Annotated in this window: 10 protein-coding genes and 4 pseudogenes; 8 read left to right on the plus strand and 6 right to left on the minus strand. The window is 59.1% G+C overall.

Annotated elements, in window-relative coordinates; genetic code table 11:
• Nucleotides 1–647, plus strand: a 647-nt coding sequence (locus tag BFP95_RS29980) for an Hsp70 family protein (RefSeq protein ID WP_256534141.1), incomplete at its 5' end; no start/stop codon positions are given.
• Between the two features lie 431 nt (nucleotides 648–1,078).
• Here the strand turns inward: BFP95_RS29980 and BFP95_RS06910 are convergent.
• From BFP95_RS06910 to BFP95_RS06920, 3 genes are all read right to left on the minus strand, one after another.
• The gene (locus tag BFP95_RS06910; RefSeq protein ID WP_065874318.1) at nucleotides 1,079–2,092 is read right to left on the minus strand and encodes an AI-2E family transporter; all 1,014 of its coding nucleotides are present in this window, start codon (nucleotides 2,090–2,092) and stop codon (nucleotides 1,079–1,081) included.
• A gap of 196 nt (nucleotides 2,093–2,288) precedes the next feature.
• Entirely contained in the window at nucleotides 2,289–2,591 is a 303-nt protein-coding gene (locus BFP95_RS06915) for a PsiF family protein (protein ID WP_065874319.1), read from the minus strand.
• Nucleotides 2,592–2,661: 70 nt separating this feature from the next.
• Nucleotides 2,662–3,450: an AraC family transcriptional regulator gene (locus tag BFP95_RS06920; protein WP_065909668.1), complete on the minus strand. Its 789-nt coding sequence runs from the start codon at nucleotides 3,448–3,450 to the stop codon at nucleotides 2,662–2,664.
• 97 nt (nucleotides 3,451–3,547) lie between these two features.
• Between BFP95_RS06920 and BFP95_RS06925 the strand changes: the two genes are divergently transcribed.
• Nucleotides 3,548–4,423 (plus strand): DMT family transporter, encoded by an 876-nt coding sequence (locus BFP95_RS06925; RefSeq protein WP_065879918.1) that lies wholly within the window; start codon nucleotides 3,548–3,550, stop codon nucleotides 4,421–4,423.
• Nucleotides 4,424–4,442: 19 nt separating this feature from the next.
• On the opposite strand, the gene BFP95_RS06930 is transcribed toward BFP95_RS06925, so the two are convergent.
• Together BFP95_RS06930 and BFP95_RS06935 are read right to left on the minus strand one after the other, a co-directional pair.
• Nucleotides 4,443–5,333: an esterase/lipase family protein gene (locus BFP95_RS06930; RefSeq protein ID WP_065874322.1), complete on the minus strand. Its 891-nt coding sequence runs from the start codon at nucleotides 5,331–5,333 to the stop codon at nucleotides 4,443–4,445.
• Between the two features lie 100 nt (nucleotides 5,334–5,433).
• Entirely contained in the window at nucleotides 5,434–6,075 is a 642-nt protein-coding gene (locus BFP95_RS06935; protein ID WP_065874323.1) for an FMN-dependent NADH-azoreductase, read from the minus strand.
• 136 nt (nucleotides 6,076–6,211) lie between these two features.
• On the opposite strand from BFP95_RS06935, the gene BFP95_RS06940 reads away from it, so the two are divergent.
• The 6 genes and pseudogenes from BFP95_RS06940 to BFP95_RS30275 all read left to right on the plus strand — a co-directional run.
• The gene (locus BFP95_RS06940; protein WP_065874324.1) at nucleotides 6,212–7,111 is read left to right on the plus strand and encodes a LysR substrate-binding domain-containing protein; all 900 of its coding nucleotides are present in this window, start codon (nucleotides 6,212–6,214) and stop codon (nucleotides 7,109–7,111) included.
• Between the two features lie 98 nt (nucleotides 7,112–7,209).
• Complete coding sequence (locus tag BFP95_RS06945; protein ID WP_065874325.1) at nucleotides 7,210–7,740, plus strand: ferritin-like domain-containing protein; 531 nt, start codon at nucleotides 7,210–7,212, stop codon at nucleotides 7,738–7,740.
• A gap of 476 nt (nucleotides 7,741–8,216) precedes the next feature.
• Nucleotides 8,217–8,726 (plus strand): annotated as a pseudogene (locus BFP95_RS30260) (MCP four helix bundle domain-containing protein); the annotation flags it as partial.
• 609 nt (nucleotides 8,727–9,335) lie between these two features.
• A pseudogene (locus BFP95_RS30265) lies at nucleotides 9,336–9,857 on the plus strand (methyl-accepting chemotaxis protein); the annotation flags it as partial.
• A 160-nt stretch (nucleotides 9,858–10,017) separates the two neighbouring features.
• Nucleotides 10,018–10,704: pseudogene (locus BFP95_RS30270) on the plus strand (PAS domain-containing protein); the annotation flags it as partial.
• A 102-nt stretch (nucleotides 10,705–10,806) separates the two neighbouring features.
• Nucleotides 10,807–11,241: pseudogene (locus tag BFP95_RS30275) on the plus strand (methyl-accepting chemotaxis protein); the annotation flags it as partial.
• Between the two features lie 86 nt (nucleotides 11,242–11,327).
• On the opposite strand, the gene BFP95_RS06960 reads toward BFP95_RS30275, so the two are convergent.
• On the minus strand, nucleotides 11,328–13,397 hold the full coding sequence (locus BFP95_RS06960) for an AsmA family protein (RefSeq protein ID WP_065889084.1): 2,070 nt from the start codon (nucleotides 13,395–13,397) through the stop codon (nucleotides 11,328–11,330).
• Nucleotides 13,398–13,611: the final 214 nt, after the last annotated feature.

Here is a 13,611-nt window from a genome sequence, read left to right on the forward strand (position 1 = left end):
ACCGCCACGATGACATCCTCGCCACCGGCGGCGTGCACATCGGCGGTACCGACTTCGACAAGCAACTGAGCCTGCAAGGCATGATGCCGCTGTTCGGTTACGGCAGCCGCATGAAAAGTGGCGCCTACATGCCCACCAGCCATCACATGAACCTGGCCACCTGGCACACCATCAACTCGGTGTACTCGCAGAAATCCCAGCTGGCGTTGGGCAGCATGCGCTATGACATCGAGGACACCGGTGGTATCGATCGCCTGTTCAAGCTGATCGAACAGCGCGCCGGGCACTGGTTGGCGATGGAAGTGGAAGAAACCAAGATCCAGCTGACCCATGAAGACAGCCGCCATGTAGCGCTGGACCGGGTTGAGCCGGGGCTGAGCGTAGCGCTGAGCCGAGCACTGTTCGAGTCGGCCATCGATGGCTTGCTGGAGCGCGTGCGCGGCAGTGTCACGCAGTTGCTCGACGATGCATCGGTCAGTGTGGCGCAGGTGGACACGGTGTTCTTTACCGGCGGTTCCAGCGGGATTCCGGCACTGCGCCATAGCATTTCGGCGATGTTGCCGAATGCGCGGCATGTGGAAGGGAATATCTTTGGCAGCATCGGCAGTGGGTTGGCGATTGAGGCGAGCAAGCGATACGGCTGCTGATCTGCCCCTTTGTCGCCAACACAGCATGACTAATGTGGGGGGGTTGCCCGCTCCCACATTTTGATCTGCGTCCATCGCGCACCAGACCTAGAAAATGTAGCAACTTCCGGTATTTTCCGTCTCATACCGCCAGGACTTGACCACCCTGTTTTCATCCACCCAAACGGAATAACGGCAGTCACGTATCCACGTGATGTAGTAGCGCTTGCCCTGACCCTCTTCCACAACGCGGTCAAACACTCGGTTCTGATTGACGGGCGACCAGAACGAATCCGAGCATTTCCCAGGTGATTGGGAGCAGATAGTACGGATATGTGAGTCCATCGGGGTGCCATTCGAGCCATCTCGACTGGATACCCATGCGGAATGCGAGGGCGCACACCCGGCAAGCAGCGCCAGTGCAACGAACACCAAGCCTTTGGACAGCATTCCTAGACCATCCCGCCCAGCTTCAGCTCACTCTTCAAATACGCATAATAAATCGGCCCCGCCACCACCCCCGGCAAACCAAACGCGGCTTCAAACACCAGCATCGCCAGCAACAGTTCCCACGATTTGGCACTGATTTGCCCACCCACGATCCGCGCGTTGAGGAAGTACTCGACCTTGTGGATAACAATCAGATACCCCAACGCCGCCACTGCTACCCAGATCGACAGCGACAGCGCGACGATGGTGATCAGGGTGTTGGACATCAGGTTGCCGATCACCGGCAGCAAGCCGAGCAGGAAGGTGAGCACGATCAGGGTTTTGGTCAGCGGCAGGTGAATCCCGCACAGCGGCAGCACCACGGCGAGGAACACGGCGGTGAAGGCGGTGTTGAGTGCGGCGATTTTGATCTGGGCGAAAACAATGTTGCGAAAGGCCTGGACCAGCAAGTGCAGGCGATCAAACAGGGCGGCGGCCAGGGGTTTGCGTTTGGTCAGGTCGGGCACGCGCTGCAAGGCGATGATCGCGCCGAGCACCATGCCGATCAGCAGGGTGACGAACATATGCGCGGCATCCTTACCAACAAGCTGCAGTTCGCTCAGGTGTTTGCTCAGCCAATCGCCGATGGCCACGCGGAATTCGGCGGCGCTGGCGGGCAGGTAAGCATCGAGAAACGGCGGCAGTTGGCCGCGCGCGCGGTCGACCACGCCCATGAATTTGTCGAGGGAAGCTCCGGGATTTTCCGCTTCGTGGAGCAGGAAGCTGATGGCGCCAGCAAAGATCAGGGTCAGCACGCTGACGATCAGGGTGCCAAGCAGAGCCACCGCCAGCCAACGCGCGCGCCGGCCTTCGATCAGCCGTTGCAGTTGGGGGGTGAGCATGTTGACCAGTTCAAACACCAACAGACCCGCCAGCAGACTGGGCAGCAATTTGAGCGGCAGTACCAGCAGCAACCCGCCGAAAATGATGATGTAGCTGGCCAGCAACAACACATGACGCTGAGAAAACGTTGGCATACAGCCTCAAAAACGAACGGCGTTAAAGGATGGGCAGTCTGCCAGCCTTGGGGAAATCAAGCGAGAGGTCTTAGTGTTGTGAACACGGTCAGTGTGGGAGCGGGCTTGCTCGCGAATGCGGTGGTTCAGTCACTGATGTGTTGAACGAAAAACTGCTTTCGCGAGCAAGCCCGCTCCCACAGGGGGATTCGCGCACTCAGCTGCCTTTCAGGCAAGTACTCATGTAGGTTTTACGCGCATCGCCCGTCAGCGCCTTGGTTTTCGCCGATGCATTGCAATCCTTCATCTTCTGCTGCTGCGGGGTCAGGGTCTTGGCGTCGTTGGCCGCCGGGGCCGACAGGCAGGTTTTCATGAAGGCCTTGCGCTCGTCGCCCTTGAGCGTCTTGGTGGAGGCTTCAGCGTTGCAGGTGGTCATTTTGTTTTGCTGGGCGGTGGCGGCAAAGCCCTGGGAACACAGCAGCAGGCCCATCATCAACAGCGGAATTCGCAGCATCTTCATGGAGTTTTCTCCCTGTTACCGTGCCGGAGGGCACGGCCTTCCAGCAGTGTAGTCAAAACCTGTTACATCTTCACCGACTGCGTATATGCGTCCGCCGATACTGCTCCGGGGTACAACCCGCCTGGCGTTGGAACATGGCGATAAAGGCCGAGGCGGTGCTGTAGCCCAAGTCGAATGCCACATGTTGCACGCTGCGCTCGCTGTCGAGGGCTTCGATGGCCGCCAGGTAGCGCAGGCGCTGGCGCCATTCACCAAAGCTCATGCCGAGTTCGCGCACAAACTGACGCGCCAGGGTGCGTTCGCTCACGTGTACCTGCTCGGCCCAATGCGCCAGGGGGCGGTTGTCTGCGGGGTCGGCCTGCATGCCTTCCAATACGCCGAGCACCCCAGGGTGGCGGGCGTAGGGCAGGAAGCACTCGTGGATCGGCGCCTGTTTGAGCTGGTCCACCAGCACTTGGGCCAGGCGGATATCGGATGCGCTCTGCGGCATATTTACGTCGCGCTGTGCGAAGTCGCGAAGGATGGCCTTGAGGATATCGCTGATGGCCAGGGTGCAAGGCTGTTGCGGCAGTTCCTCGCAGAGTTCCGGGGCAAGGCCCACCGAGTGGTAGACAATCGCCTCGGCGTTGTAGGAACTGTGTTCGGTGTGCGGCGGCACCCACACCGCGTATTGCGGCGGTGACATGAAGCGGCTGCCGGCCACTTCCATGCGCATCACGCCGCTGGCGGAGTAATCCAGCGAGCCCCAGAAATGCTGGTGTGGGGTGCATTCGGTGTCCGGGGCGAAATCCGAATAGCGGAAGTACACCGGACTGGGCAGTTGGGGGAAATCCTGAAGGCGTACGTTGTGCTTGGCCATATTGTCTGGATACAGAGGTCATTTGTCTGGATCGCAGTATAAGCTTCAATCCAGACAAGGGATAATCCTGCCTCATCAACACGCCTGGTTTCTTTCGATGCAATACGCTTATCCCCTGCTGGCCATTTTTATCTGGGCCGGCAACACCGTGGTCAACAAGCTGGCGGTGGGTTCGATCTTCCCCGCTGAAATCGGGTTTTACCGCTGGTTACTGGCCGCGCTGCTGTTTACGCCGTTCATGCTCAAGCCGGTGATTGACAACTGGCCGTTGATCCGCCCGAACCTGGGCAAGATCTTCATCCTCGGCGTGCTCGGCATGGCGGTGTACCAGAGCCTCGCGTACTACGCCGCCTCGCTAACCACCGCCACCAATATGGGCATCATTCTGTCGCTGATGCCGTTGATGGCACTCACGGCGGCCATCATCAGCCTTGGCCAGCGCCTGACCTACGGCGCATTGACCGGTGCCGTGCTGTCGTTTGCCGGCGTAGTCGTGGTGGTGTCGGCGGGCAGCCTGGGCGCACTGCTGCAACACGGGGTCAACCTGGGTGACGGCATGATGCTGGTCGCCACCCTGGCCTACGCGGTCTACAGCACCCTGCTGAAAAAATGGCAACTGCGCCTGCCACCACTGGTGTTGCTGTATTTGCAGGTGCTGGTGGCCGTGGTGGTGCTGTTTCCGCTGTTCCTGTTCTCGGCAAAAGCCGGCCTTGGCTGGGCGAATATTCCGCTGGTGCTGTATGCGTGCCTGCTGGCCTCGATGCTGGCGCCGCTGGCGTGGATGCATTCGGTGAAGACCTTGGGCCCGAGCCGCACCACGCTGTTTTTCAACCTGCTGCCGTTGATTACCGCGCTGATTGCAGCGGTGGTGTTGAAGGAAGAGTTGGCGCTGTACCACCTGGTGGGCGGCTTGCTGACGTTGGGCGGGGTGATTTTGTCGGAGCGTTGGACTACCCCCGTCAGTACTGCCTGAACACAGCCTGCTCCCACAGTTACACCCCAGCAGCCTTAAGCCTTTGTGCATGCTCGACAAACAACCGAATAGGCTCGGCCCCCTTACCCACCAGACCCAGCGATTGGTTGACGATATCGAAATGGTCCAAGGGGTAGTCATCACCGATCACCACCCCCAGGTGTGAGCTGTAGCGCCCGACCATGCCATCGCACTGGCCCTTTTCCCGCACAAAGCTGCGGGCGAACAAACGGCAACTGCGGTGCGTACCGTCGAACAGGTTACGGCCACGGTCAGTGATGCCCGGCTGCAAGGTGCCGGACCACGAGTAATAGCGCACCCCATTGACCTCTTCGGCGCCCTGCCCGCCCCAGGTCTCGGGCAATCCTTGTGGATATTGCTGATTGAACAGCGCCACCCCCGCACTGGTCAGGGACCTATGGGACGCCTGCAGATCCGCCTTGAAGCGCGGACCGCGATAGCCGGTTTCCAGCACGCCCATCACCCAGGCGACCAGGTGAAACAGCGCGCTCATGATCCGGCCCTTGGCGCCGTCGACGGGATAATGGGTGTGGATATGGTCGGCCAGCTCCGAGCCATGATTAGGCCCAGCCACCGACGTCACCGACGCCACCCACTCCGGTCGCTTGGCCGCCGCATATCGCGCGGTGAGCGAGCCCTGGCTGTGGCCGATCAGGTTGACCTTGTCGGCCCCGGTCTCGCGGCGGATGCGCTCGATCTGCACCAGCAATTGCTCGCCGCGCACTTCACTGGAATCGAGCGGTGCCACCTGCACGGGATACACCTGGGCGCCACCCGCACGCAGTGCCGGGACGATACCGTACCAGTACGGGAACAGCCCCAGGCGCACGAACCCGAGCATGCCAGGCACCAGCACCAGGGGATAACGCGTGGCAAGGGAGTGGGGCATGGAGCAGACATCCTGGTCTCAGTACGATAAATCCATCCTAGACCAACACTGCATAAATCGACATGACCGCACCATGACCAATCCGTGACACGCGGGCTCTTTAAAAATGCCCGGCCAGATCGTGCAACTGGCGTTCGGCCTCCTCGCAGGCACGCAGGAAAACGCTCTTGTCCGACTCTTCACCCTCGGCGGCGATCACCCGCACATCGTCAATACCGATATAACCCAGCACGGTGCGCAGGTGCGGATCGGCATGGTTCATCCATTCATATTCGCCACCCGGACCAAACCCATTACCGCCTCGGCTAGTAATGATCAATGCACGCTTGCCTTTGAGCAAAGGCTGGTACTGCGCGATACCTTGGCTGTCTTGAGTGATGTCAAAGGTCAGGCCCATGCGCACGATCTGGTCAATCCAAGCCTTGAGACCGCTGGGTACGCCGAAGTTATACAGGGGCATGGAAATCACCAGGATTTCATGGTCGATCAACTCGCCGACCAGTTCATCGCTCAGCTGCAGGTCAGCTTTCATGACCCGGGGCAGAGAGTGCGGTTCGGGGTAGAAATTCGCCGCCACAAACGCTTCGTTGACGTGGGGAATGAAGGCCCGGCCGACTTCGCGACGGGTGATCTGCGCACCAGGGTTGGCGGCCTGCCACACGTCCAGGAACGATTCGGCCAGGCGCCGGGAGTGAGAGCGTTCGCCCCGGGGACTGGCATGGACAACTAGCATTTTTTTCATCTGTAGGACCTTCGCGCGTTAGACTCAGGCAACCTGTATGGTCGCTGCTCTTGCCTGCAAATCTAGTGCTGCACGCAGCTTCCAACAAATGAGCAATAGTTGATCTGGATGAATTGAATTCATCCATGGAGCCAGAATGTTTGCCTCGTTGCCCCTCACTGCCCTGCGCACCTTTGAATCGGCGTCGCGTCTGCTGAGCTTCAAGGCGGCGGCCCAGGAGTTGTCGGTCACGCCCACAGCGGTGTCCCACCAGATACGCAGCCTGGAAACCTGGCTAGGGGTGCCGCTGTTCGAGCGCCTACCGCGCCAGGTACGCCTGACGGCGTGTGGCGAACGGCTGTTCCACAGCCTGCACGGCGCCTTGCTGGATGTGGCGCAAAGCGTTGACACCTTACGCCCACAACGCAGCGCTGGGCACCTTACCCTGTCCACCACGCCGGCCTTTGCCGCGTTATGGCTGGTGCCGCGGCTGGGACGTTTTTATGCCGCTCATCCGGGGATCAACCTGCGCCTGGATACCCAGTGCGACGTCGTTGACCTGCAGCAAGACGCCAGCGTCGATCTGGTAATCCGCTACAGCCTCGATGACTACCCCAACCTCTACGGCCTGTGCCTGTTCGATGAGCGATTTGCGGTGTACGGCTCCCCCGAACAAGTGGCGCTGGCCCACACGCAGGTGCCGACGCTGATCAGCGTGCGCTGGCACAACTCCAGGCTCTATGCCCTGGGGTGGCAAGCCTGGTGTGAAAAGGCCGGGGAACGCTGGTTGGAGGACGCGCCGGCACTGCGTGAATACGACGAAGAACACTACGCGCTGCAAGCGGCCATCGCCGGTCAGGGCTTGGTCCTGGCCAGCAATATTCTGGTGTCGGAGAGCATTGCCACGGGCTTGCTGGTGCCTTTCCAACCACAGATCAGCGTAGGCGGTGCCGGTTACAGCGCGCTGTGTGTACCGGGCCGTGAGCGTCACCCGCCGGTACGGGCGTTTTTCCAGTGGATGCAGGAGGAAGTCAGGCTGTCCGGGCACGCCTTGTGAAATCCGATAAAACTTTTTGCTGCAGCCAACACTCACAACTTGGAGCGATCACGCCGGTAGAGCGTGGCGTAAAACCGGATTAGCACCAGGAGATTGAGATGACTGAAGCAAACTTGACTGACGTAGCAACCCTGCGCCAACGCGCCCGCCAGAACGTCGAAAACGGTGCCGTGACCGAAGGCTACGACGCCGACCGCGAAGAAATCATCCGCTTGCTCAACGGCTCGCTCGCGACCGAACTGGTCTGCGTACTGCGCTACAAGCGCCATTACTTCATGGCCAGCGGCGTCAAAGCCCATGTAGCCGCAGAAGAGTTCCTCGAGCACGCCACCCAGGAAGCCGAGCACGCCGACAAACTCGCCGAGCGCATCGTGCAGTTGGGCGGCGAACCGGAGTTCAACCCGGATCTGCTGTCGAAAAACTCCCACGCTCAATACGTGGCAGGTAACAGCTTGAAGGAAATGGTCTACGAAGACCTGGTGGCCGAAAGGATCGCGGTGGACAGCTACCGTGAAATCATCCAGTACATCGGTGACAAAGATCCGACCACGCGCCGTCTCTTCGAGGAAATCCTGGCCCAGGAAGAAGAGCACGCCGACGACATGGCGGATATTCTCGAAAGCCTGTAATACCAAAAAAACCGGAATACCAAAAAGGGCGCGCTGGATAACCAGCGCGCCCTTTTTGTCTGTGTGGGCGGTTACCGTGACGCATCAGAAAGTGCCACTACAGCGAGGCTGACGCCACATCGCCGCGCAACTGATTCTCGAGCGCAAAGTGGGCACTCACCATCAAAATAAAGCGTCAGTGGTCACCGCTAATTCTTGTACAATGATATGCATCCTGTATAAGTTTAATGGCACGATAGGCTCAAAATCCATCGCTGACAACGGGCACCCACGCCGCTGTGAATTTAGTTTTTTGATGGAGCCTGCTCGGCGACCCTGCCCGATAGCACATAGCTATCAATGCAGTGAGTATTGCTAACTGGATGGCCCTTATTGCACCGACGTATCGTCAATGAACTCAACGTGAGCGGCTAATAGCGCCATTCGCGTCATCCGCATCAACTCAGCCCAGTGCAGGGCGAATTTCCGAGCTAGCCATGAAGAAAACGCTTTCGTTGGCCACACGTATAGGGCTTAGCTTCGCGGCCATCCTGGCGCTTCTTGTAGTGATCACTGCCATCGGCATTCAGCGCGTGGCGTTTATTGATTCCACCTTGGGCGACGTCAGCGAAAACGCTGCGAAGGTACAGCGCTACGCAATCAATTTCCGCGGCAGCGTGCATAACCGAGCCATTGCGATCCGGGATGCAGTGCTGGTGGCGAACAACGCGGACCTGGAAAAACACTTGGATGAGATTCGAGCCCTGGAAAAGGCCTACTCCGACTCGGCGGCCCCTATGGACCAGCTGTTCAAGGGCACCCGCGTCACCGCCGAAGAGGTTCGATTACTGAGCGCCATCAAGGCCATCGAACAACAAACCCTGGCATCTACCCAGGCCATAATCTCCCTGCGCCAAGCGGGCGATATTCCGGGCGCCCAAGCGCTGCTGATGCGTCAAACGTCTTTGGAATACAGCGAGTGGCTCAAGCGCGTGAATGCGCTGATCGACTATGAAGAGGCGTCAATCAAGGCGAAGCTTGGCGCGGTGCAAGCAACCGCCAGCCAGTTCAGTACGCTGATGATCATCGCGACCGGCATTGCCCTGTTGTTGAGCATTATGTTGTCGGCGGTAATTATTCGCTTCGTCAACTCCACGCTGGGCGCAGAGCCTACGGAAGTTGCATTGGCCATCGCGCGGTTGGCAGCGGGTGATCTGAACCAGACGATAGCCACGAAGTACCCCAATAGCGTGATGGGCGTATTGAAAGACGCACTTAGCCACCTGGCAGAGACTATCCAGCAAGTGCGCAGGGCGGCCCAAGAGGTCAATCACTCGTCGACTCAATTGTCTGCCACTTCCTCGGCCAACAATGACCAGATCAGCCTGCAAACCCGTGAAGCCGAGCAGGTGGCCACCGCCATCACGCAAATGGCGGCAACGGTGAATGAAGTCTCAGGGTATGCCGCGCAGGCAGCTGAGGCTTCCCGGTTGGCTGATATAGAAGTGGAAAGCGGCAATCGATTGGTGGCTAGCACCACACTGGCCATCGAACAACTGGCCGTCACGCTGGAGCAGACCACAGGCACTGTGAACCAGGTGTCCAAACACAGCGAAAAGATCGAGTCAGTGATCGATGTTATCAACTCCATCGCTGCGCAAACCAACTTGCTGGCCCTGAACGCCGCCATTGAGGCCGCGCGGGCTGGAGAGCATGGGCGCGGGTTTGCGGTAGTCGCCGATGAGGTGCGCTCGCTGGCCAACCGGACTCAGCGGTCGACCGAGGAAATTCGGGAGATGATCAGCACGCTGCAAGTGGGCACTGAAACCGCCTCGCAAACCATGCGTGACAGCTGCGAGCTGGCAAGCCAAACCGTGGCGCAAACCCGTAGGGCGCAGAGTGCGTTAGCCAAGATCAGCGAGCAGGTGGGTGCGATCAGCGACATGAACGCCCAAATCGCCAGTGCCTCCTCGCAGCAGAACAGCGTGGCCGAAGACGTGGCGCAAAACATCAACCGTATTCACGCATCCACCGTGCAGTCCGCCACTGGCTCACGCCAGGTGGCAACGGCGAGCATGGAACTCGCGCAGTTGGCGGATCGCCTTACTGCGAAAGTTGCGTTCTTCAGCGCTGCTTAGGCGTCGCAAAGGACCAACAAGCTGCTGACTTTGCCGATAGCCTTATCAAGACCCAACAGGCGGTTTTCCCATGTTCAATACCAAAATCAAGAACCAGCTTCAATCTCAGACAGCCGAGCTGGCGCAGCTGCGCCAACTGCGTGATGGACTCAGCCATGAAATGCTGACGCTGAGTATCGATTCGACATTTAAAATTACCGCCTGCAACGACAATTTCGCACAGGCCTTGGGCTACACCCAGAATCAGCTTCTGGGCCGTGCCATGGCCGATATCGTTCCCCAGTACGTCTCCAAGCTGCCGTGCTTTCACAACTTTCGAGCCGCCGTCGCCGCAGGTAAATCGATCTCTGACGAATACCGTTACCTGCATGCTGACGGTTCGTTAGTGTGGATTCATGCTCATTGGCAGCCCATAACCGAGGCGACTGGCCGGTTAAGTCATATCGCTTGCTATGCGACCAACATTACGTCCCGCGTAGAAAAAGCCTCGGAAAACGCCTCGTTCATTGACGCGCTGCTGCGTTCGACGGCGGTGATCGAGTTCGATCTATCCGGGCATGTGCTCATGGCGAATGAGCAGTTTTTAAAAGCCATGGGCTACAACTTGAGCCAAGCGAAAGGCAGTCACCACCGTATTTTCTGCAAGCCAGAAGAAGCTTCGTCGCAGAACTACAAGGATTTTTGGTCAACGCTGAACAAGGGTGAATTTGTTGCTGGCCGCTTCGAACGAATGGACAGTCGCGGTCAGACTGTATGGCTGGAGGCGACTTATAACCCGGTGTACGACACCGAAGGCACACTCTGCAAGGTCGTTAAGTTTGCAACGGTGGTCACCGACCAGGTGGCCCGTGAACAAGCCGTCAGTGAAGCCGCCCAAACTGCATTTGAAATCTCCCAGCAGACTGACGTGACGGCTCAGCGCGGCGCCGTCGTGGTTAACGACACGATGCACACCATGCGTAAAGTCGCCGTTGATATGCAGGCGGCCTCTGGCGGCGTTGAAGCGCTCGGCAAGCAGTCATTGTTGATCAGCTCGATCATCCAGACGATCAGTAGTATTGCCCAGCAAACCAACTTGCTGGCATTGAACGCTGCGATTGAAGCCGCGCGCGCAGGTGAGCAGGGGCGCGGTTTTGCGGTCGTGGCGGATGAGGTTCGGCAATTGGCTGGGCGTACCAGCACGGCTACCGAAGAAATTGCATCGGTTGTCTTGCAGAACCAGAAGCTGGTGGATGAGACCGTCGCCGAGATGGCAAACAGCAAATCCCAGGCAGAGCAAGGTCTTGAACTCGCCACCCAGGCGGGCCACGTCATTGTTGAGATTCAGGATGGCGCCAAACGAGTGGTCGATGCGGTGGGCAGGTTTGCGACCCAGATTGCCTAGGGTCGCAACACCGCTGGCGCAGAATGTTCGCTAGCGCTGTTGCGACACATCGTTTGATTAATGGGCAAGTGGGTGATTTTCAGCAATCACCCTTTGACTGTTTTCGGTGCTTTGCCTTCCCGCATCTGTTGCAGCAAAGGTGCGCACTGGTTAGGCGCGTCGGCGCTGGGTGCGATCAATGCCAGCAAACCGGCCGCAGGCCCTGCGATCACACCCAGCGCCACCATGCCCGCGCCACGCAGCGCCAGAGGAATGGCTTTCACACCGGCATTCGGCTTGATAAACGGCCCGTTGACGTACAGCGGTGAACGCAGGGAGAACAGTCGGAAACCTTTCGATTCGGGGTTGATGGTCAAGTCCAGTTGCTCCGTGGCCATGTTCGCCGTGCCATCGATATAGATAATGGCGTTCTCGGTATCAAACACAAACAACCGCGTCGTCGCCAGGCCAGTCTTGATGCCGAAGTCCGCCGCGGCGCAATTGATCTTCACTTCCTTGTCGCCAAACAGTCGGCCCACCACGTAGTTGCCCACATTAAGCCCGGCGATTTCCATCAGACCACGGCTGATGGCGCCGTCGTTGATCAGCATCTTCAGGTCACCATTGGAGGTGCCCAGCAGTGCCGCCACGGAGTTGCCGCGACCGGAAATGTCGGCGTCGCCGTTGAGCTCACCAAAGCTGGTTTTCATCGGTTCGAATGTCGGGAACAACTGCTTGAGCTTGAAGTTACGCGCAGTCAGTTTGGCGCGACCTTCCATCGGTGCGGTGCGCCCGTTCAGGCGAATCTGTGCATCCAGCTTGCCGCCGGCCACGCCGAAACGCAGGGGCTCCAGGCTCAGTTCGCCGTCATTGAGCACCACATGGGTGTAGAGGTCGGTGAAGGGCAGATCGGCACTGTGCACGATGCGCTTGCCGGTGAACTCCACATCGGCATCCATGACACGCCAGCGCTCGGTGCGGAACTCTTCCACCGGCAGCACTTTGGTCGCGGGTTGTTTGCTGTCGCCGCCACGGGCTTTTTGCTTGGCATTCGAGTCGGCGCCGATCAGGGGCGCGAGGTCGGTCATCAGCAGTTGGTTGGACACCAACGCGCCGCTGAGTTTGGGGCGCGGCTGGCTGGCGACGTAGCCAAGGCTACCGTGAATATCGCTGTTACCGATCTTGCCGTTGAAGTTTTCGTAGCGGAACGAGGCGCCGCTGGCTTCGTGCAGCTTGGCGATCAGGTGACCATCGGTGGAATAGGCCGGCGAATCCGGCAGGGTCACGCCGGTCAGTGGGTAGAGGTTGCCCAGGCTGGAACCTGCGAGTTTCAGGCGCAGGTCTAGGGCACCCAGATTCAGCGGATCCGTGAGGGTGCCGGCCAGGGCGATGCTGGTGTCGGCAATCTTGACCTGAGCCTGCAACGGAAACGGCTTGGCCGCGTCTTGCAACGCCAGCAGGCCGCCGATTTTGCCGGTGCCGTCGAGTTTCTGGCCGTGGTACTGGCCTTTGACCTTGAGGCCAAACGCATAGTCCTGCGGCGCCGAGCCTTTTTCCAAAGCCTTCTTGGCATCGGCGTCGCCAACGATTTCACCAAAGGGCACGGGTTTGCCCAGCGGGTCGATGATGACATCCAGCTGGGTCTTGAGGGTCTGGTCGTCGAGGGTCACGTGGCCTTTGTCGAAGCCGATAGCGCCGATGTCCACCACCCAGTTGGAGGGTTCGGCGTTCGGGTCCTTGGGGTCGAACTTGAAGGTCCAGTTGGCGCGGCCGTCGGCCAGACGCTGCAATTGCGCACTCGGCTCAGTGAGGTCAATGCGCGGGATCACCACGCGCTGCACCAGCAACGCCAGCGGCGAAATGCGCAATTCGACCTTTTTAAGCGTGACCATTTGCGGGGTTTTCGACCAGTCGGGGTTGCCCAGGGTCAGGTCTTCGGCAATCACATGGGGCCACGGCACCCAGGCGCGCCAACCGCCTTCGTCGGGCTCACGCGCCCACACCACCGCCAGGTTGCCGTTGATGGCAAACGGTCGATGCAGCTCTTCGGAAACCTTGGCATTGAGGGGCGGCTTGATGCGGTTCCAGTCGAAGAACACCAGAACCAATACCACCACGGCGATTAACAGAACGAAGCTGGCGCAGCACCAAGCGACGATTTTACGAGTGCGCGTCATTGCACAGGACTCCTGAATACGACTGGCTGGGTCACAGCCTTTATGGACAGCTTATACGACTACGACTGGCAAACCGCTTGGGGGTTTAACCCAATCGGCCATTTGCCGGGAAAAACCTCAATTTCTGACCACTTCGACAGAATCCCCCTACGACAGCGCACCATTGTTACCCATGTGCGTGTCGAAAATACCCACACCGGTGCAAAACCGCGTG

This window comes from Pseudomonas sp. 58 R 12 (assembly GCF_900005865.1).
Taxonomy (GTDB): domain Bacteria; phylum Pseudomonadota; class Gammaproteobacteria; order Pseudomonadales; family Pseudomonadaceae; genus Aquipseudomonas; species Aquipseudomonas tritici.

Excerpts from the sequence above, each read along its gene's own strand:
- BFP95_RS06910 (WP_065874318.1), bottom strand. The coding sequence starts at position 2,092 with ATGCCAACGTTTTCTCAGCGTCATGTGTTGTTGCTGGCCAGCTACATC.
- BFP95_RS06915 (WP_065874319.1), bottom strand. The coding sequence starts at position 2,591 with ATGAAGATGCTGCGAATTCCGCTGTTGATGATGGGCCTGCTGCTGTGT.
- BFP95_RS06920 (WP_065909668.1), bottom strand. The coding sequence starts at position 3,450 with ATGGCCAAGCACAACGTACGCCTTCAGGATTTCCCCCAACTGCCCAGT.
- BFP95_RS06925 (WP_065879918.1), top strand. The coding sequence starts at position 3,548 with ATGCAATACGCTTATCCCCTGCTGGCCATTTTTATCTGGGCCGGCAAC.
- BFP95_RS06930 (WP_065874322.1), bottom strand. The coding sequence starts at position 5,333 with ATGCCCCACTCCCTTGCCACGCGTTATCCCCTGGTGCTGGTGCCTGGC.
- BFP95_RS06935 (WP_065874323.1), bottom strand. The coding sequence starts at position 6,075 with ATGAAAAAAATGCTAGTTGTCCATGCCAGTCCCCGGGGCGAACGCTCT.
- BFP95_RS06940 (WP_065874324.1), top strand. The coding sequence starts at position 6,212 with ATGTTTGCCTCGTTGCCCCTCACTGCCCTGCGCACCTTTGAATCGGCG.
- BFP95_RS06945 (WP_065874325.1), top strand. The coding sequence starts at position 7,210 with ATGACTGAAGCAAACTTGACTGACGTAGCAACCCTGCGCCAACGCGCC.
- BFP95_RS06960 (WP_065889084.1), bottom strand. The coding sequence starts at position 13,397 with ATGACGCGCACTCGTAAAATCGTCGCTTGGTGCTGCGCCAGCTTCGTT.